The 15452-nt window shown below is 49.9% G+C and carries 31 protein-coding genes; 1 reads left to right on the forward strand and 30 read right to left on the reverse strand.

The annotated features are described in order from the left end of the window. Position 1: 1 nt before the first annotated feature. The 28 genes from rplQ to rpsJ form a co-directional block, all read right to left on the reverse strand. Positions 2–388, reverse strand: a complete 387-nt coding sequence (gene rplQ / locus FDX01_RS16410; RefSeq protein WP_042395993.1) for a 50S ribosomal protein L17 — start codon at positions 386–388, stop codon at positions 2–4. 40 nt (positions 389–428) lie between these two features. Further along, positions 429–1418, reverse strand: a complete 990-nt coding sequence (rpoA, locus tag FDX01_RS16415) for a DNA-directed RNA polymerase subunit alpha (RefSeq protein ID WP_096755434.1) — start codon at positions 1416–1418, stop codon at positions 429–431. A 25-nt stretch (positions 1419–1443) separates the two neighbouring features. Continuing rightward, entirely contained in the window at positions 1444–2064 is a 621-nt protein-coding gene (gene rpsD, locus FDX01_RS16420) for a 30S ribosomal protein S4 (protein WP_003031138.1), read from the reverse strand. 32 nt (positions 2065–2096) lie between these two features. After that, on the reverse strand, positions 2097–2486 hold the full coding sequence (gene rpsK, locus FDX01_RS16425) for a 30S ribosomal protein S11 (protein WP_003031137.1): 390 nt from the start codon (positions 2484–2486) through the stop codon (positions 2097–2099). 16 nt (positions 2487–2502) lie between these two features. Continuing rightward, positions 2503–2859, reverse strand: a complete 357-nt coding sequence (gene rpsM, locus FDX01_RS16430) for a 30S ribosomal protein S13 (RefSeq protein ID WP_003031135.1) — start codon at positions 2857–2859, stop codon at positions 2503–2505. A 146-nt stretch (positions 2860–3005) separates the two neighbouring features. Next, positions 3006–3122, reverse strand: coding sequence for a 50S ribosomal protein L36 (gene rpmJ / locus FDX01_RS16435; protein ID WP_000868187.1), 117 nt, complete (start codon positions 3120–3122; stop codon positions 3006–3008). Positions 3123–3152: 30 nt separating this feature from the next. Further along, positions 3153–4484, reverse strand: coding sequence for a preprotein translocase subunit SecY (gene secY, locus FDX01_RS16440; RefSeq protein ID WP_001118864.1), 1332 nt, complete (start codon positions 4482–4484; stop codon positions 3153–3155). Positions 4485–4491: 7 nt separating this feature from the next. Next, on the reverse strand, positions 4492–4926 hold the full coding sequence (gene rplO, locus FDX01_RS16445) for a 50S ribosomal protein L15 (RefSeq protein ID WP_096759320.1): 435 nt from the start codon (positions 4924–4926) through the stop codon (positions 4492–4494). Between the two features lie 3 nt (positions 4927–4929). Beyond that, positions 4930–5109, reverse strand: a complete 180-nt coding sequence (rpmD, locus tag FDX01_RS16450) for a 50S ribosomal protein L30 (RefSeq protein ID WP_001140434.1) — start codon at positions 5107–5109, stop codon at positions 4930–4932. A 3-nt stretch (positions 5110–5112) separates the two neighbouring features. Beyond that, a complete protein-coding gene (gene rpsE / locus FDX01_RS16455) occupies positions 5113–5616 on the reverse strand; it encodes a 30S ribosomal protein S5 (protein WP_003031131.1) in 504 nt (167 codons plus the stop codon). 14 nt (positions 5617–5630) lie between these two features. Next, the gene (gene rplR / locus FDX01_RS16460; RefSeq protein WP_000358960.1) at positions 5631–5984 is read right to left on the reverse strand and encodes a 50S ribosomal protein L18; all 354 of its coding nucleotides are present in this window, start codon (positions 5982–5984) and stop codon (positions 5631–5633) included. A gap of 9 nt (positions 5985–5993) precedes the next feature. Beyond that, positions 5994–6527 (reverse strand): 50S ribosomal protein L6, encoded by a 534-nt coding sequence (gene rplF / locus FDX01_RS16465; protein WP_096759319.1) that lies wholly within the window; start codon positions 6525–6527, stop codon positions 5994–5996. 12 nt (positions 6528–6539) lie between these two features. Next, positions 6540–6932: a 30S ribosomal protein S8 gene (gene rpsH, locus FDX01_RS16470; RefSeq protein ID WP_137400168.1), complete on the reverse strand. Its 393-nt coding sequence runs from the start codon at positions 6930–6932 to the stop codon at positions 6540–6542. 30 nt (positions 6933–6962) lie between these two features. Continuing rightward, entirely contained in the window at positions 6963–7268 is a 306-nt protein-coding gene (rpsN, locus tag FDX01_RS16475; RefSeq protein ID WP_003031125.1) for a 30S ribosomal protein S14, read from the reverse strand. A 14-nt stretch (positions 7269–7282) separates the two neighbouring features. Next, entirely contained in the window at positions 7283–7822 is a 540-nt protein-coding gene (gene rplE, locus FDX01_RS16480; RefSeq protein ID WP_003031123.1) for a 50S ribosomal protein L5, read from the reverse strand. Positions 7823–7836: 14 nt separating this feature from the next. Continuing rightward, a complete protein-coding gene (rplX, locus tag FDX01_RS16485; protein ID WP_003031122.1) occupies positions 7837–8151 on the reverse strand; it encodes a 50S ribosomal protein L24 in 315 nt (104 codons plus the stop codon). Positions 8152–8161: 10 nt separating this feature from the next. Continuing rightward, the gene (rplN, locus tag FDX01_RS16490; protein ID WP_000613954.1) at positions 8162–8533 is read right to left on the reverse strand and encodes a 50S ribosomal protein L14; all 372 of its coding nucleotides are present in this window, start codon (positions 8531–8533) and stop codon (positions 8162–8164) included. Positions 8534–8695: 162 nt separating this feature from the next. Beyond that, on the reverse strand, positions 8696–8950 hold the full coding sequence (gene rpsQ, locus FDX01_RS16495) for a 30S ribosomal protein S17 (protein ID WP_017460070.1): 255 nt from the start codon (positions 8948–8950) through the stop codon (positions 8696–8698). After that, entirely contained in the window at positions 8950–9141 is a 192-nt protein-coding gene (gene rpmC, locus FDX01_RS16500; RefSeq protein ID WP_000644742.1) for a 50S ribosomal protein L29, read from the reverse strand. Before rpmC ends, rpsQ begins: the two co-directional genes overlap by 1 nt. Beyond that, a complete protein-coding gene (rplP, locus tag FDX01_RS16505; protein ID WP_000941212.1) occupies positions 9141–9551 on the reverse strand; it encodes a 50S ribosomal protein L16 in 411 nt (136 codons plus the stop codon). The genes rpmC and rplP overlap by 1 nt, the downstream gene beginning before the upstream one ends. Before the next feature lie 12 nt (positions 9552–9563). Next, the gene (gene rpsC, locus FDX01_RS16510; protein ID WP_006817277.1) at positions 9564–10262 is read right to left on the reverse strand and encodes a 30S ribosomal protein S3; all 699 of its coding nucleotides are present in this window, start codon (positions 10260–10262) and stop codon (positions 9564–9566) included. 17 nt (positions 10263–10279) lie between these two features. After that, entirely contained in the window at positions 10280–10612 is a 333-nt protein-coding gene (gene rplV / locus FDX01_RS16515; RefSeq protein WP_000448832.1) for a 50S ribosomal protein L22, read from the reverse strand. Positions 10613–10626: 14 nt separating this feature from the next. Further along, positions 10627–10905 (reverse strand): 30S ribosomal protein S19, encoded by a 279-nt coding sequence (rpsS, locus tag FDX01_RS16520; RefSeq protein ID WP_001138115.1) that lies wholly within the window; start codon positions 10903–10905, stop codon positions 10627–10629. Positions 10906–10921: 16 nt separating this feature from the next. Continuing rightward, positions 10922–11743, reverse strand: a complete 822-nt coding sequence (rplB, locus tag FDX01_RS16525; RefSeq protein ID WP_038634702.1) for a 50S ribosomal protein L2 — start codon at positions 11741–11743, stop codon at positions 10922–10924. 17 nt (positions 11744–11760) lie between these two features. Beyond that, complete coding sequence (gene rplW / locus FDX01_RS16530) at positions 11761–12063, reverse strand: 50S ribosomal protein L23 (protein WP_004868363.1); 303 nt, start codon at positions 12061–12063, stop codon at positions 11761–11763. Further along, the gene (gene rplD, locus FDX01_RS16535) at positions 12060–12665 is read right to left on the reverse strand and encodes a 50S ribosomal protein L4 (protein WP_003031119.1); all 606 of its coding nucleotides are present in this window, start codon (positions 12663–12665) and stop codon (positions 12060–12062) included. The genes rplW and rplD overlap by 4 nt, the downstream gene beginning before the upstream one ends. Before the next feature lie 10 nt (positions 12666–12675). Next, positions 12676–13305, reverse strand: coding sequence for a 50S ribosomal protein L3 (gene rplC / locus FDX01_RS16540; RefSeq protein WP_096759318.1), 630 nt, complete (start codon positions 13303–13305; stop codon positions 12676–12678). A 32-nt stretch (positions 13306–13337) separates the two neighbouring features. Continuing rightward, on the reverse strand, positions 13338–13649 hold the full coding sequence (rpsJ, locus tag FDX01_RS16545; protein ID WP_001181005.1) for a 30S ribosomal protein S10: 312 nt from the start codon (positions 13647–13649) through the stop codon (positions 13338–13340). Positions 13650–14029: 380 nt separating this feature from the next. On the opposite strand from rpsJ, the gene FDX01_RS16550 reads away from it, so the two are divergent. Continuing rightward, complete coding sequence (locus FDX01_RS16550) at positions 14030–14497, forward strand: A24 family peptidase (protein WP_115259893.1); 468 nt, start codon at positions 14030–14032, stop codon at positions 14495–14497. Here the strand turns inward: FDX01_RS16550 and bfr are convergent. Both bfr and bfd read right to left on the reverse strand, forming a co-directional pair. Continuing rightward, complete coding sequence (gene bfr, locus FDX01_RS16555) at positions 14494–14970, reverse strand: bacterioferritin (protein WP_115257340.1); 477 nt, start codon at positions 14968–14970, stop codon at positions 14494–14496. The genes FDX01_RS16550 and bfr overlap by 4 nt on opposite strands. 71 nt (positions 14971–15041) lie before the next feature. Further along, a complete protein-coding gene (gene bfd, locus FDX01_RS16560; RefSeq protein ID WP_003031111.1) occupies positions 15042–15236 on the reverse strand; it encodes a bacterioferritin-associated ferredoxin in 195 nt (64 codons plus the stop codon). Positions 15237–15452: the final 216 nt, after the last annotated feature.

Here is a 15452-nt window from a genome sequence, read left to right on the forward strand (position 1 = left end):
ATTACTCTGCAGCAGCTTCTGCTTGCGATTCAGAGCGATCAACCAGCTCGATGTATGCCATCGGCGCATTGTCGCCTGCACGGAAGCCACACTTCAGAATGCGAGTGTAACCACCGGCGCGGCTCGCGAAACGCGGGCCCAGCTCGTTAAACAGTTTTGCCACGATCTCGTTATCACGAGTACGGGCGAATGCCAGACGACGATTAGCTACGCTATCAGTCTTGGCAAGAGTAATCAGCGGCTCAACTACGCGGCGCAGCTCTTTCGCTTTAGGCAGGGTCGTCTTGATGATCTCATGACGAACCAGTGAACCTGCCATATTGCGGAACATAGCCTGGCGATGGCTGCTGTTGCGGTTCAGTTGACGACCACTCTTACGATGGCGCATGACCTTATCCTTCTCAGTAAAACCTTAACCTGTGATCCGGTTACTCGTCAGCGATGCTTGCCGGTGGCCAGTTTTCCAGGCGCATGCCCAGAGACAGTCCACGGGAAGCCAGCACGTCTTTAATCTCAGTAAGAGATTTTTTACCAAGGTTAGGCGTCTTAAGAAGCTCAACCTCAGTACGCTGTACCAGATCACCGATATAGTGGATAGCTTCTGCTTTGAGGCAGTTAGCAGAGCGGACAGTCAATTCCAGATCGTCAACAGGGCGCAGCAGGATCGGATCGAACTCTGGTTTCTCTTCTTTAACTTCCGGCTGACGTACATCACGTAAATCAACGAAAGCTTCAAGTTGTTCTGCCAGAATGGTTGCCGCACGACGAATCGCCTCTTCAGGATCGATTGTGCCGTTGGTTTCCATTTCGATGACCAGCTTGTCCAGGTCGGTACGCTGTTCTACACGCGCAGCTTCAACATTGTAGGCAATACGCTCTACAGGGCTGTAGCAGGCGTCGACCAGCAGACGGCCGATTGGGCGCTCATCTTCTTCCGAATGAATTCGGGTAGAAGCCGGCACATAACCACGACCGCGCTGAACTTTGATACGCATGCTAATAGATGCGTTCTCATCGGTCAGGTGGCAGATCACGTGCTGTGGCTTGACGATTTCGACATCACCATCATGGGTGATATCGGCTGCAGTCACAGGGCCAATGCCAGATTTATTCAAGGTAAGAATAACGTCATCTTTACCCTGAACTCTCACCGCCAGCCCTTTCAGGTTGAGCAGGATTTCCAGGATATCTTCCTGAACGCCTTCTTTGGTGCTGTACTCATGTAGTACACCATCAATCTCAACCTCGGTCACCGCACAACCCGGCATCGATGAGAGCAGAATACGGCGCAGTGCGTTACCCAAAGTATGGCCAAAGCCACGCTCTAAAGGCTCAAGGGTCACCTTGGCGTGCGTCGAACTCAGTTGCTCGATATCTACCAGGCGCGGTTTTAGAAACTCTGTCACAGAACCCTGCATTGTGTCCTCTCTTTGGTACTAAGCTTTACTTGGAGTAAAGCTCGACGATCAGGTGTTCGTTAATGTCCGCAGACAGATCAGAACGCTCCGGCTTACGCTTGAACGTACCTTCCATCTTGCCAGCATCAACTTCCAGCCAGGTTGGCTTTTCACGCTGCTCAGCCAGCTCCAGAGCGGCTTTCACGCGAGACTGCTTCTTCGCTTTCTCACGAATGCTAACAACGTCATTCGGACTAACCTGATAAGAAGCGATGTTAACAACACGACCGTTTACCATAATTGCTTTATGGCTGACCAGCTGACGTGCTTCTGCACGAGTGGCACCGAAGCCCATACGGTATACAACGTTGTCCAGACGACCTTCCAGCAGACCCAACAGGTTTTCACCGGTGTTGCCTTTCAGACGTGCTGCTTCTTTGTAGTAGTTACGGAACTGACGCTCCAGCACACCGTAGATACGGCGAACTTTTTGCTTTTCACGCAACTGCACACCATAGTCAGACAGACGCGGTTTACGCGCACCGTGCTGGCCAGGAGCTTGTTCAATTTTACACTTGGTATCGATCGCGCGAACGCCAGACTTAAGGAATAAGTCAGTGCCCTCACGACGGCTCAGCTTGAGCTTAGGACCCAAATATCTTGCCATTTTCTTTCTCCAACAATCCTAGAAACGAGGCGTTATACGCGACGTTTTTTCGGCGGACGACAACCGTTATGAGGGATCGGAGTCACATCAGTAATATTAGTGATGCGGAAACCAGCGGCGTTCAGAGCACGAACAGTAGATTCGCGACCTGGACCCGGTCCTTTGACCATAACTTCCAGATTCTTGATACCGTATTCTTTTACGGCTTCAGCGCAACGCTCTGCTGCAACCTGAGCTGCAAACGGAGTGGATTTGCGAGAACCACGGAAACCGGAACCACCGGCTGTTGCCCAACCCAGCGCGTTACCCTGACGATCAGTAATGGTAACGATGGTGTTGTTAAAAGAAGCATGGATATGAGCCACGCCGTCAGAGACTTGTTTTCTTACACGTTTACGTGCACGAATTGGTGCCTTTGCCATTATTCAATCACCCCGATTATTTCTTGATCGGTTTGCGCGGACCCTTACGGGTACGTGCGTTGGTCTTGGTACGCTGACCGCGAACCGGGAGACCACGACGATGACGCAAACCGCGATAGCAACCAAGGTCCATAAGGCGCTTGATGCTCATGCTAACTTCACGGCGCAGATCACCTTCAACGACAAATTTGGCAACTTCGTCACGCAGCGTGTCGATTTGTTCTTCAGACAGCTCACTGATCTTAACATCTTCAGCGATACCCGCTGCAGCCAGAATGGCCTTAGAACGGGTCTTGCCGACGCCGTAGATCGAAGTTAATGCGATCACAGCATGTTTCTGATCAGGAATGTTAATGCCTGCTATACGGGCCACTATGCACTCCTACTATTTAATATGTACGCACCATGCTGAAAAGCCCGTTTTCAGGATACTCAAATGGAAACGCACAGACATACAAAAGATTGGCTGGCTAATCTAGCCAGCTCAACCCAACTTTGCAAGAAAAATATGCGAATAAATCAGCCTTGGCGCTGTTTATGCTTTGGCTCGGCACTGCAAATCACACGGATGACACCATCACGCTTAACGATTTTGCAGTTACGGCATAATTTCTTGACGGAAGCACGAACTTTCATTTTTACTCTCCGTAACTTCTCGGGCGACTGTTAACGGCCGTAGCCTTTCAGATTCGCCTTCTTCAATGCAGACTCATACTGACTTGACATCATCAGAGTTTGCACTTGAGCCATAAAGTCCATAATCACGACAACAACGATAAGCAGTGAGGTTCCACCGAAGTAGAACGGTACTTTCATTGCATCACGCATGAACTCCGGGATCAGGCAGATAAAGGTAATGTAAAGCGCACCAACCAAGGTCAGGCGGGTCATTACTTTATCGATATACTTCGCCGTTTGCTCTCCCGGACGAATTCCTGGTACAAATGCACCGGACTTCTTCAGGTTATCTGCTGTTTCACGCGGGTTGAAAACCAACGCCGTGTAAAAGAAACAGAAGAAGATGATTGCAGACGCATAGAGTAACACATAAAGCGGTTGCCCAGGCTGCAAATACAGCGAAATTGTTGTCAGCCAGTTCCAACCAGTACCGCCCCCGAACCATGACGCGATGGTCGCCGGGAACAGAATAATACTGGAAGCGAAGATTGCTGGGATAACCCCGGCCATATTCACTTTCAGCGGTAAATGTGTGCTCTGTGCAGCATAGACACGACGACCTTGCTGACGTTTCGCGTAGTTTACCACAATGCGGCGTTGACCACGTTCAACAAATACAACAAAGAACGTCACTGCAAATACTAATACTGCAACCAACAGCAACACGAGGAAGTGCAGGTCGCCTTGACGCGCTTGCTCGATAGTATGGGCAATGGCTGGCGGGAGTCCCGCGACGATACCGGCGAAGATAATGATTGAGATACCGTTGCCGATACCACGTTCAGTAATCTGTTCACCCAACCACATCAGGAACATTGTCCCTGTAACCAGACTTACAACAGCGGTGAAATAGAATGCAAAACCTGGATTCATCACCAGGCCTTGCATACCAGGCATATTCGGCAGACCGGTAGCAATACCGATCGACTGGAATATCGCCAGCACCAGAGTACCGTAGCGGGTGTACTGGCTGATCTTACGACGACCAGACTCCCCTTCTTTCTTAATTTCCGCCAACGTTGGATGAACCACCGTCAGCAGCTGGATAATGATCGACGCCGAAATATACGGCATGATCCCCAGAGCAAAGATAGAAGCACGGCTGAGAGCACCACCAGAGAACATGTTGAACATTTCAATGATGGTGCCTCGCTGTTGCTCAAGCAGTTTGGCAAGTACAGCGGCATCAATACCAGGGATCGGAATGAAAGAGCCAATACGGAACACAATCAGCGCGCCGATAACAAACAGCAGTCTGCGTTTCAGCTCGCCTAAGCCACCTTTGGCACTTTGAAAATCTAATCCCGGTTGTTTAGCCATCTGCTACTTATTCCTCGATTTTACCGCCAGCAGCTTCGATAGCAGCACGAGCGCCTTTAGTAACACGCAGGCCACGAACAGTTACCGGAGTAGTGACTTCACCAGCCAGGATCACTTTCGCGAACTCGATCTGGATACCGATAATGTTTGCTGCTTTCAGCGTATTCAGGTCTACAACACCGCCTTCAACTTTAGCCAGGTCAGACAGACGAACTTCGGCTGTGATCGCTGATTTACGTGAAGTGAAGCCGAATTTCGGCAGACGACGGTACAGAGGCATCTGACCACCTTCGAACCCGCGACGTACGCCACCGCCAGAACGAGACTTCTGACCTTTGTGACCACGACCACCGGTTTTACCGAGGCCAGAACCGATACCACGACCCAGGCGGCGAGCCGCTTTTTTAGAGCCTTCGGCCGGAGACAGAGTATTTAAACGCATCTCTTACTCCTCAACTTTAACCATGAAGGAAACCGCGTTGACCATACCACGAACAGCAGGAGTATCCTCGCGTTCTACGGTGTGACCAATACGACGCAGACCCAGGCCAAGCAGCGTTGCCTTGTGTTTCGGCAGACGACCGATTGCACTGCGGGTTTGAGTAATTTTAATAGTCTTTGCCATGGTTTATTTCCCCAGAATTTCTTCAACGGATTTACCACGCTTGGCAGCGACCATTTCCGGAGATTTCATATTTTCCAAACCATCGATAGTTGCACGAACCACGTTAATCGGGTTGGTGGAACCATACGCTTTAGCCAGAACGTTACGAACTCCAGCGACTTCCAGAACGGCGCGCATTGCACCACCGGCGATGATACCGGTACCTTCGGAAGCCGGCTGCATGAAGACACGAGAACCCGTGTGAGTACCCTTAACCGGGTGCTGCAGGGTGCCGTGGTTCAGCGCGACGTTAATCATATTGCGACGGGCTTTTTCCATCGCTTTCTGGATCGCTGCTGGAACTTCACGCGCTTTACCGTAACCAAAACCAACGCGACCGTTACCATCGCCAACTACAGTCAGAGCTGTGAAGGAGAAAATACGACCACCTTTAACGGTTTTAGATACGCGGTTAACCGCGATCAGCTTTTCCTGCAGTTCGCCAGCTTGTTTTTCGATGTGAGCCATCTTACACCTCTACCTTAGAACTGAAGGCCAGCTTCACGGGCAGCATCTGCCAGTGCCTGGACACGACCATGATATTGGAACCCGGAACGGTCAAAGGATACATCTTTGATGCCTTTTTCCAGAGCGCGTTCAGCAACAGCTTTACCTACAGCTGCAGCAGCGTCTTTGTTACCGGTGTACTTCAATTGTTCAGCGATAGCTTTTTCTACAGTAGAAGCAGCTACCAGAACTTCAGAACCGTTCGGTGCAATTACCTGTGCGTAAATATGACGCGGGGTACGATGTACCACCAGGCGAGTTGCACCCAGCTCCTGGAGCTTGCGGCGTGCGCGGGTCGCACGACGGATACGAGCAGATTTCTTATCCATAGTGTTACCTTACTTCTTCTTAGCCTCTTTGGTACGCACGACTTCGTCGGCGTAACGAACACCCTTGCCTTTATATGGCTCAGGACGACGGTAGGCGCGCAGATCTGCTGCAACCTGACCGATCAGCTGTTTATCAGCGCCTTTCAGCACGATTTCAGTCTGGGTCGGACATTCTGCAGTAATACCTGCCGGCAGCTCATGATCAACAGGATGAGAGAAACCTAAAGCCAGGTTAACTACATTCCCTTTGACCGCTGCGCGGTAACCTACACCAACCAGCTGCAGCTTCTTAGTGAAGCCTTCGGTAACACCGACAACCATTGAGTTCAGCAGGGCACGCGCGGTACCAGCCTGAGCCCAACCATCTACGTAACCATCACGCGGACCGAAGGTCAGTGCATTATCTGCATGATTAACTTCAACAGCATCGTTGAGAGTACGAGTCAGCTCGCCGTTCTTACCTTTGATCGTAATAACCTGACCGCTGATTTTTACATCAACGCCGGCAGGAATAACGACCGGTGCTTTAGCAACACGAGACATTTTTTCCTCCGATTAGGCTACGTAGCAGATAATTTCGCCACCAAGACCAGCTTGGCGCGCTGCACGATCAGTCATAACACCTTTAGAGGTAGAAACAACTGCGATACCCATGCCAGCCATAACTTTTGGCAGCTCGTCTTTACGCTTATAAATGCGCAGACCTGGGCGACTGACACGCTGAATGCTTTCTACAACAGCTTTACCCTGGAAATACTTAAGATTAAGTTCCAGTTCCGGCTTGGTGTCGCCTTCAACTTTAAAATCTTCAATAAAACCTTCTTCCTTCAGCACGTTGGCAATTGCCACTTTCAGCTTGGAGGAAGGCATGGTGACCGCAGCTTTATTCGCGGCCTGACCGTTACGGATACGGGTCAGCATATCCGCGATCGGATCTTGCATGCTCATCTGTCTTTACTCCCGTGATTCAATTGGTAATTACCAGCTAGCCTTTTTCAAGCCCGGTACTTCACCGCGCATAGCGGCTTCACGAAGCTTAATACGGCTCAACCCGAACTTGCCCACATAGCCATGCGGACGACCTGTTTGACGGCAGCGGTTACGCTGACGAGACGGGCTGGAATCACGCGGCAGAGACTGCAGCTTCAGAACTGCGTTCCAACGATCTTCGTCGGTCGCGTTCACATCAGAGATAATAGCCTTCAGTTCAGCGCGTTTTGCGAAGTACTTATCAGCTAAAGCTACGCGCTTTACTTCGCGTGCTTTCATTGATTGCTTAGCCATTCAGTAACCCTACCTTACTTGCGGAACGGGAAGTCAAAGGCAGCCAGCAGAGCACGGCCTTCTTCATCAGATTTCGCAGTAGTGGTAATGGTAATATCCAAACCACGCACGCGGTCGACTTTATCGTAGTCGATTTCTGGGAAGATGATCTGCTCACGGACACCCATGCTGTAGTTACCACGACCGTCGAAAGACTTAGCGGACAAGCCACGGAAGTCACGGATACGTGGAACAGCAATAGTGATCAGGCGCTCAAAGAACTCCCACATGCGTTCGCCACGCAGAGTTACTTTACAGCCGATCGGATAGCCCTGACGGATTTTGAAGCCTGCAACAGATTTGCGTGCTTTGGTGATCAACGGCTTTTGACCGGAGATTGCTGTCAGATCAGCTGCTGCGTTATCCAGCAGTTTCTTGTCAGCGATCGCTTCACCAACACCCATGTTCAGGGTGATCTTCTCGACCCGAGGGACTTGCATGACAGAATTGTAGTTAAACTCAGTCATGAGTTTAGCGACTACTTCGTCTTTGTAGTAATCATGCAGTTTCGCCATCGTACTACTCCAAATTACTTGATAGTTTCGCTGTTAGACTTGAAGAAACGGACTTTTTTGCCATCTTCGAATCTAAAGCCTACACGGTCAGCCTTGCCGGTTGCCGCGTTGAAGATAGCAAGGTTAGAGATCTGAATAGCTGCTTCTTTCTCTACAATGCCGCCTGGTTGGTTCAGGGCCGGAACCGGCTTCTGATGTTTCTTAACCAGGTTGATACCTTCAACAATGACCTTGCCGGAAGACAGGACATTTTTTACTTTACCGCGTTTACCTTTATCTTTACCGGTTAACACGATAACTTCGTCATCACGACGGATCTTCGCTGCCATGATTCGCTCCTTAGAGTACTTCTGGTGCCAGAGAGATAATTTTCATGAACTTCTCGTTACGAAGTTCACGAGTTACCGGCCCAAAAATACGCGTACCGATAGGTTGCTCACTGTTATTGTTTAAAATAACGCATGCATTACCATCGAAGCGAATGACAGAACCGTCCGGGCGACGAACACCCTTCTTGGTGCGCACCACTACCGCCTTCAGCACATCACCTTTTTTGACCTTACCACGCGGAATTGCTTCCTTGATGGTGATCTTGATGATGTCGCCTACGCCTGCGTAGCGACGGTGCGAGCCACCCAGAACCTTGATACACATTACGCGACGTGCACCGGAGTTGTCGGCGACGTTCAGCATAGTCTGTTCTTGGATCATTTTAGTGCTCCGCTAATGTCAACTACTACTGAGACCCGAAAATCAGGTCGTTAAAAAGCCCCATATCGGGGGCGCGGCATTATAACACCGCTTCAACGATATGGGTAGAAAAAATAAACGGCTCATCGCTGAGCCGTTTATTCGTTGAGAATGCATACTCTATTACAGAATAGCTTTCTCTACAACGCGAACCAGCGTCCAGGACTTAGTCTTGGACAGCGGACGGCATTCGCGGATTTCAACCACGTCACCAGTACCGCATTCGTTGTTCTCGTCATGTACGTGCAGTTTGGTCGTACGCTTGATGAATTTACCGTAGATCGGGTGTTTCACAAAACGTTCGATAGCAACAACAATGGATTTCTCCATTTTGTCGCTAACAACGCGACCTTGCAGAGTACGGATTTTATCGGTCATTACGCACCCGCCTTCTCAGTCAGTAAAGTCTTAACGCGTGCGACATCACGACGCACTTGCTTCAACAGGTGAGACTGTTGCAGCTGGCCACTTGCAGCCTGCATACGCAGGTTGAACTGCTCACGCAGTAGATTCAGCAGCTCGGTGTTCAGCTCTTCAACACTCTTCTCACGCAGCTCTTTTGCTTTCATTACATCACCGTCTTAGTTACAAAGGTGGTTTTAATCGGCAGTTTCGCTGCTGCCAGCTTGAATGCTTCACGGGCCAGCTCTTCCGGTACACCGTCCATTTCATACAGGACTTTACCCGGCTGAATCAAGGCAACCCAATACTCCACGTTACCTTTACCTTTACCCATACGCACTGCCAGCGGCTTTTCAGTGATCGGTTTGTCCGGGAATACACGGATCCAGATCTTACCTTGACGCTTAACTGCACGGGTCATAGCACGACGTGCTGCTTCGATCTGACGGGCAGTCAGACGACCACGGCCAACAGCTTTCAGACCGAAGCTGCCGAAGCTAACATCCGTACCCTGCGCCAGACCGCGGTTACGGCCTTTGTGCATTTTACGGAATTTTGTACGCTTTGGTTGTAACATCAGCGACGCTCCTTATTTACGGCCTTTACGCTGCTGCTTTTTAGGTTGAGCAGCCGGTTCCGGTTGTTCAACAGCAGCCATACCACCCAGGATCTCGCCTTTGAAGATCCATACCTTAACGCCGATTACACCGTAAGTGGTGTGCGCTTCAGAGGTGTTGTAGTCGATGTCAGCACGCAGAGTGTGCAGCGGTACGCGACCTTCGCGGTACCATTCGGTACGTGCGATTTCCGCGCCGCCCAGACGGCCGCTAACTTCAACTTTAATACCTTTAGCGCCCAGACGCATTGCGTTCTGTACAGCACGCTTCATAGCACGACGGAACATAACACGACGTTCCAGCTGAGAAGTGATGCTGTCAGCAACTAATTTTGCGTCCAGTTCAGGCTTACGCACTTCGGCGATATTGATCTGGGCAGGAACGCCAGCAATATCAGCTACGACTTTGCGCAGTTTTTCTACGTCTTCGCCTTTCTTACCGATAACGATACCCGGGCGAGCGGTGTGAATGGTCACACGGATGCTCTTAGCCGGACGCTCGATAACGATACGAGATACAGACGCTTTAGCCAGTTCCTTAGTCAGGTACTGACGTACTTTAAAATCGCTGTCCAGGTTGTCAGCGAATTCTTTGGTGTTCGCAAACCAGGTTGAGTTCCATGGTTTTACAATACCCAGGCGAATACCATTAGGATGTACTTTCTGACCCATTGCTAGTCTCCAGAGTCTCAGCGATCGGACACAACCACAGTAATGTGGCTGGTGCGCTTCAGGATGCGATCTGCACGACCTTTTGCACGCGGCATAATGCGCTTCATGCTAGGGCCTTCGTCTACGAAAATTTTCGTAACTTTCAGATCGTCAATGTCAGCGCCATCGTTGTGTTCAGCGTTAGCAATGGCAGATTCCAGGACTTTCTTAACCAGTACAGCCGCTTTCTTATTGGTGTAGGTCAGAATATCCAGAGCCTGCGACACTTTCTTACCGCGAATCAGGTCTGCAACAAGGCGAACCTTCTGAGCAGAAGAACGAGCATGGCGATGTTGAGCTAAAGTTTCCATCTCTTCCTCCTACCTTATTTCTTCTTCGCTTTTTTATCAGCAGCATGGCCGCGATAAGTACGAGTCGGTGCGAATTCACCCAGTTTGTGACCGACCATTTCGTCGGAAACAAATACCGGAACGTGCTGACGACCATTATGGACAGCGATGGTCAAACCGATCATGTTAGGAAAGATCGTTGAACGACGGGACCAAGTGCGCAGGGGCTTCTTGTCTCCGCTTTCCACCGCTTTCTCTACCTTCTTCAGCAAGTGCAGGTCAATAAAAGGACCTTTCTTGAGAGAACGTGGCATGGCTTATCCTCTAAAATTATTTGCTACGGCGACGTACGATGAATTTATCAGTACGCTTGTTGCTGCGGGTCTTCTTACCTTTGGTCTGAACGCCCCACGGAGTTACCGGGTGCTTACCAAAGTTACGACCTTCACCACCACCATGTGGGTGATCGACTGGGTTCATCGCAGTACCGCGAACGGTAGGACGAACACCACGCCAGCGTGCAGCACCTGCTTTACCCAGAACGCGCAGCATATGCTCAGCATTGCCAACTTCGCCCAGAGTTGCACGGCAGTCTGCTTCGACTTTACGCATTTCACCAGAACGCAGACGCAGGGTGACATAAGCACCATCACGAGCAACGATCTGAACGTAAGTACCAGCGGAACGTGCCAGCTGACCGCCTTTACCTGGTTTCATTTCTACGTTATGAACGGTAGAACCAACCGGGATATTGCGCATCGGCAGGGTGTTACCTGCTTTGATTGCAGCATCAACGCCAGATTGAACCTGGTCGCCAGCTTTCAGGCCTTTAGGGGCCAGGATGTAACGACGTTCGCCGTCTTTGTACAGAACCAGCGCGATGTTCGCGGAACGGTTCGGATCGTACTCAAGACGTTCAACAATTGCCGGGATACCGTCTTTGTTGCGTTTGAAGTCAACGATACGATAAGCCTGCTTGTGACCACCACCGATGTGACGAGTGGTGATACGGCCATTGTTGTTACGACCACCGGATTTGCTGTTTTTTTCAACCAGCGGAGCAAAAGGTTTGCCCTTGTGCAGCTCTGGGTTGACCACTTTAACAACGTGGCGACGACCCGGAGATGTCGGTTTACATTTAACAACTGCCATTGTATTACTCCTCCGACTTACTCAGCGCCGCCGACGAAGTCCAGATTCTGGCCTTCCTTCAGGGTGACGTAAGCTTTTTTCCAGTCGCTACGACGACCGATACGCTGTCCGTGACGTTTAACTTTCCCTTTAACAACCAGGGTGTTAACGACTTCGACTTCGACTTCAAACAGTTTCTGCACAGCAGCTTTGATTTCTGCTTTGGTCGCGTCTTTAGCAACTTTGAGAACGATGGTATTGGTTTTTTCCATCGCAGCAGACGCTTTTTCAGAAACGTGCGGTGCGCGCAGCACCTTCAGCAAACGTTCTTCACGAATCATGCCAGCATCTCCTCAACTTGCTTAACAGCATCAGCAGTCATTACGACTTTGTCGAAGGCGATCAGGCTAACCGGGTCGATACCAGTTGCATCGCGTACGTCAACCTTGTGCAGGTTGCGCGCAGCCAGGAACAGGTTTTCGTCCAGCTCACCGGTGATGATCAGCACATCTTCCAGAGCCATGTCTTTCAGTTTCTGTGCCAGCAGCTTAGTTTTAGGCGCTTCTACAGAGAATGATTCGACAACGATCAGACGATCCTGACGTACCAGTTCGGACAGAATGCTTTTCAGCGCGCCGCGGTACATCTTTTTGTTAACTTTTTGACTGTGGTCCTGCGGGCGAGCAGCGAAGGTTACGCCACCGGAACGCCAGATCGGGCTCTTGATAGAACCTGAACGCGCACGGCCGGTACCTTTCTGGCGCCACGGCTTTTTGCCTGAACCAGTTACTTCAGCACGAGTCTTCTGAGCACGAGTACCCTGACGAGCACCAGCTGCATAAGCAACAACAACCTGGTGAACCAGCGCTTCGTTGAAATCACGACCGAAGGTAGTTTCGGAAACAGTCAGCGCGCTCTGCGCGTCTTTCAATACTAATTCCATTGCTATCCCCTTACGCCTTCACAGCTGGTTTAACGATCAGGTCGCAACCGGTCGCACCCGGAACACCACCTTTAACCAGCAGCAGGTTGCGCTCAGCGTCAACGCGTACTACGTCAAGGCTCTGAACGGTGACACGCTCGTTACCCATCTGACCTGCCATTTTCTTGCCTTTGAACACTTTGCCCGGAGTCTGGTTCTGACCGATAGAACCCGGAACGCGGTGAGACAAGGAGTTACCGTGAGTCGCGTCCTGGGTACGGAAGTTCCAGCGCTTAACGGTACCAGCGAAACCTTTACCTTTAGAGGTACCGGTTACGTCAACTTTTTTAACGTCAGCAAACAGTTCAACGCTAATGTTCTGACCAACGGTGTATTCTTCACCATCTGCCAGACGGAACTCCCACAGGCCGCGGCCAGCTTCTACGCCAGCTTTAGCAAAGTGACCAGCTTCCGGCTTGGTTACACGGTTAGCTTTTTTAGCACCAGTGGTAACCTGAACAGCGCGATAGCCATCGTTAGCCAGATCTTTGATCTGAGTAACGCGGTTTGCTTCAACTTCGATAACGGTTACTGGGATAGATACGCCATCTTCAGTGAAGATGCGGGTCATACCCACTTTTTTACCGACTAAACCAATCATTGTATCAACCTCTCAATCGCTCGATGACCTGATTAACCCAGGCTGATCTGCACGTCTACACCGGCAGCCAGGTCCAGACGCATCAGAGCATCAACGGTTTTTTCAGTTGGCTCAACGATGTCAACCAGACGCTTGTGAGTGCGAATTTCGTACTGATCACGCGCGTCTTTGTTAACGTGCGGAGAGATCAGAACGGTAAAGCGCTCTTTGCGGGTCGGCAGCGGGATCGGACCACGAACCTGCGCACCAGTGCGCTTGGCAGTCTCGACGATTTCCGCGGTTGATTGATCGATCAGACGATGATCAAACGCTTTCAAACGGATACGGATTCTTTGGTTCTGCATGAGACCAGAGCTCCAATTATTTTATAGACGAAATAGTTACTCCTCAAACCCATTACGATTGATGGGAGAGTGTAACCGTTCTTACAGAGTTCCCCGATTGGGAACATTGTCTGGTATCGCTTTCGCAGTACCGGTGGCTCATATCGAACCGCTGTCAATATTAGACAAGCCCGCGCATTATACGTAAATCTCAGCCTTACGCAAGTGCCGTGTAGATATTAATCACTCAACCAGTAATGCGAGCCCGATTCCGCTCTGAATGCAGAGGTTTTTGTTCATCGTAATTTCTCCGGAAGGAAGCCAACAGAATGAGCAATCAAGCCTTGTATGGTCAGCACGATTTCTTGAAGGTGGCATCTATTTCCACAAAGGATTCGCGCATGTACGCCGACCTCCCCTTTCTGTTTTTCTACATTTCATTATGCGGGCTACTTTGGGCCCAGGATTTACGTACCGGGTTATTACCCGACAAGTTGACCTGCCCTCTGCTCTGGTGCGGTCTTATTTACTACCAGTGCTGTAAACCGGCACTGTTATCCGACGCACTTTGGGGAGCCATAGCAGGCTATAGCGCATTTTCGCTGCTCTACTGGAGTTACCGCCTGGTGCGGCGGTATGAGGGATTAGGCTATGGTGATGTAAAATTCCTCGCCGCCTTGGGTGCCTGGCATCGGTGGGAGTCATTACCACTATTGGTCTTCCTTGCGGCTTGTTTAGCGTGCTGCATGATGGGAGCTGATTATGTAAGACACGGAAAAAAAGGACTAAAAAACCCGCTGCCTTTTGGACCCTATCTGGCGGCTGCGGGTTTTATTATTGGCGGGGTAAATCTGGTACGGGGCTTTTAGTCACTGACTTTAATTTGCGACTGCAGGTAATTTTGCAATCCCAGTTTTCCAATCAGATCCAGCTCCGTTTCGAGCCAGTCGATATGCCCTTCTTCGTCGGTGAGGATCTCTATCATCATATCCCGACTGACATAGTCATGAACGCTATCGGCATAGGCAATGGCTTCACGTAAATCTTTTGCGCCATCCAGCTCAAGTCGAAGATCTGACTGAAGCATCTCCTCAACGTCTTCGCCAATCCCCAACTTACCCAAGTCCTGTAAATTTGGGAGCCCTTCTAAAAACAAAATACGCTCGATGTATTTATCGGCGTGTTTCATCTCATCAATAGATTCATGGTACTCAACATCATTGAGCCGAGTCAGCCCCCAGTTTTTAAACATTCGGGCATGAAGAAAATACTGGTTGATCGCGACAAGCTCATTTCCCAATAGTTTATTGAGATAACTTATGATTTTAACATCACCTTTCATTTTATAGTCCCTCCGCTTCCACTCTTAGAGCGTAGATGGGGCTACAGGGATGTCAAAAAAAAGAGTGTGACTTAGGCGATCTCTTTAAATTCTGGCATTTGTGTTAATTCATCTTGCATCACTTCACGCGCAGCGCGAATGCATTTACCACATTGATTTCCAACAGGAATAAATTTTCGTAATTGTTGAAAAGATTGCGGATGAAACTGGCGAACAGCCTGACGAATTTTTTTATCACTTATCGCATTACACAAACAAACGTACATGATCGCTCCCGTTCAATTTATGCGCAAAGTGTAAATGAGAATAGTTATGATTACAATAGCACAATACTGTTTGTATGCCGACGCGGCTTGCGAAAAATGCGAATAAATATTACAGGTGTCAAATATCAGGCAGCAAAAAGGGCGCCTAAGCGCCCTTTTCAATTCAAAACTAATTAACGAGTAATTAGCTCAGAACTTTAGCAACAACGCCCGCAC

The sequence above is a fragment of the Citrobacter sp. wls613 genome (genome assembly GCF_005281195.1).
GTDB lineage: Bacteria > Pseudomonadota > Gammaproteobacteria > Enterobacterales > Enterobacteriaceae > Citrobacter > Citrobacter gillenii.

Excerpts from the sequence above, each read along its gene's own strand:
- secY (WP_001118864.1), bottom strand. The coding sequence starts at position 4,484 with ATGGCTAAACAACCGGGATTAGATTTTCAAAGTGCCAAAGGTGGCTTA.
- rpsH (WP_137400168.1), bottom strand. The coding sequence starts at position 6,932 with ATGAGCATGCAAGATCCGATCGCGGATATGCTGACCCGTATCCGTAAC.
- rplQ (WP_042395993.1), bottom strand. The coding sequence starts at position 388 with ATGCGCCATCGTAAGAGTGGTCGTCAACTGAACCGCAACAGCAGCCAT.
- rplB (WP_038634702.1), bottom strand. The coding sequence starts at position 11,743 with ATGGCAGTTGTTAAATGTAAACCGACATCTCCGGGTCGTCGCCACGTT.
- rpsC (WP_006817277.1), bottom strand. The coding sequence starts at position 10,262 with ATGGGTCAGAAAGTACATCCTAATGGTATTCGCCTGGGTATTGTAAAA.
- rplN (WP_000613954.1), bottom strand. The coding sequence starts at position 8,533 with ATGATCCAAGAACAGACTATGCTGAACGTCGCCGACAACTCCGGTGCA.
- rplW (WP_004868363.1), bottom strand. The coding sequence starts at position 12,063 with ATGATTCGTGAAGAACGTTTGCTGAAGGTGCTGCGCGCACCGCACGTT.
- rplO (WP_096759320.1), bottom strand. The coding sequence starts at position 4,926 with ATGCGTTTAAATACTCTGTCTCCGGCCGAAGGCTCTAAAAAAGCGGCT.
- rplC (WP_096759318.1), bottom strand. The coding sequence starts at position 13,305 with ATGATTGGTTTAGTCGGTAAAAAAGTGGGTATGACCCGCATCTTCACT.
- rpsJ (WP_001181005.1), bottom strand. The coding sequence starts at position 13,649 with ATGCAGAACCAAAGAATCCGTATCCGTTTGAAAGCGTTTGATCATCGT.
- rplV (WP_000448832.1), bottom strand. The coding sequence starts at position 10,612 with ATGGAAACTTTAGCTCAACATCGCCATGCTCGTTCTTCTGCTCAGAAG.
- bfd (WP_003031111.1), bottom strand. The coding sequence starts at position 15,236 with ATGTACGTTTGTTTGTGTAATGCGATAAGTGATAAAAAAATTCGTCAG.
- FDX01_RS16550 (WP_115259893.1), top strand. The coding sequence starts at position 14,030 with ATGTACGCCGACCTCCCCTTTCTGTTTTTCTACATTTCATTATGCGGG.
- rpmD (WP_001140434.1), bottom strand. The coding sequence starts at position 5,109 with ATGGCAAAGACTATTAAAATTACTCAAACCCGCAGTGCAATCGGTCGT.
- rplD (WP_003031119.1), bottom strand. The coding sequence starts at position 12,665 with ATGGAATTAGTATTGAAAGACGCGCAGAGCGCGCTGACTGTTTCCGAA.
- rpsN (WP_003031125.1), bottom strand. The coding sequence starts at position 7,268 with ATGGCTAAGCAATCAATGAAAGCACGCGAAGTAAAGCGCGTAGCTTTA.
- rpsD (WP_003031138.1), bottom strand. The coding sequence starts at position 2,064 with ATGGCAAGATATTTGGGTCCTAAGCTCAAGCTGAGCCGTCGTGAGGGC.
- rpmJ (WP_000868187.1), bottom strand. The coding sequence starts at position 3,122 with ATGAAAGTTCGTGCTTCCGTCAAGAAATTATGCCGTAACTGCAAAATC.
- rpsE (WP_003031131.1), bottom strand. The coding sequence starts at position 5,616 with ATGGCTCACATCGAAAAACAAGCTGGCGAACTGCAGGAAAAGCTGATC.
- rplX (WP_003031122.1), bottom strand. The coding sequence starts at position 8,151 with ATGGCAGCGAAGATCCGTCGTGATGACGAAGTTATCGTGTTAACCGGT.
- rpmC (WP_000644742.1), bottom strand. The coding sequence starts at position 9,141 with ATGAAAGCAAAAGAGCTGCGTGAGAAGAGTGTTGAAGAGCTGAACACC.
- rpsS (WP_001138115.1), bottom strand. The coding sequence starts at position 10,905 with ATGCCACGTTCTCTCAAGAAAGGTCCTTTTATTGACCTGCACTTGCTG.
- rpsQ (WP_017460070.1), bottom strand. The coding sequence starts at position 8,950 with ATGACCGATAAAATCCGTACTCTGCAAGGTCGCGTTGTTAGCGACAAA.
- rplF (WP_096759319.1), bottom strand. The coding sequence starts at position 6,527 with ATGTCTCGTGTTGCTAAAGCACCGGTCGTTATTCCTGCCGGCGTTGAT.
- rplR (WP_000358960.1), bottom strand. The coding sequence starts at position 5,984 with ATGGATAAGAAATCTGCTCGTATCCGTCGTGCGACCCGCGCACGCCGC.
- rplP (WP_000941212.1), bottom strand. The coding sequence starts at position 9,551 with ATGTTACAACCAAAGCGTACAAAATTCCGTAAAATGCACAAAGGCCGT.
- bfr (WP_115257340.1), bottom strand. The coding sequence starts at position 14,970 with ATGAAAGGTGATGTTAAAATCATAAGTTATCTCAATAAACTATTGGGA.
- rplE (WP_003031123.1), bottom strand. The coding sequence starts at position 7,822 with ATGGCGAAACTGCATGATTACTACAAAGACGAAGTAGTCGCTAAACTC.
- rpoA (WP_096755434.1), bottom strand. The coding sequence starts at position 1,418 with ATGCAGGGTTCTGTGACAGAGTTTCTAAAACCGCGCCTGGTAGATATC.
- rpsK (WP_003031137.1), bottom strand. The coding sequence starts at position 2,486 with ATGGCAAAGGCACCAATTCGTGCACGTAAACGTGTAAGAAAACAAGTC.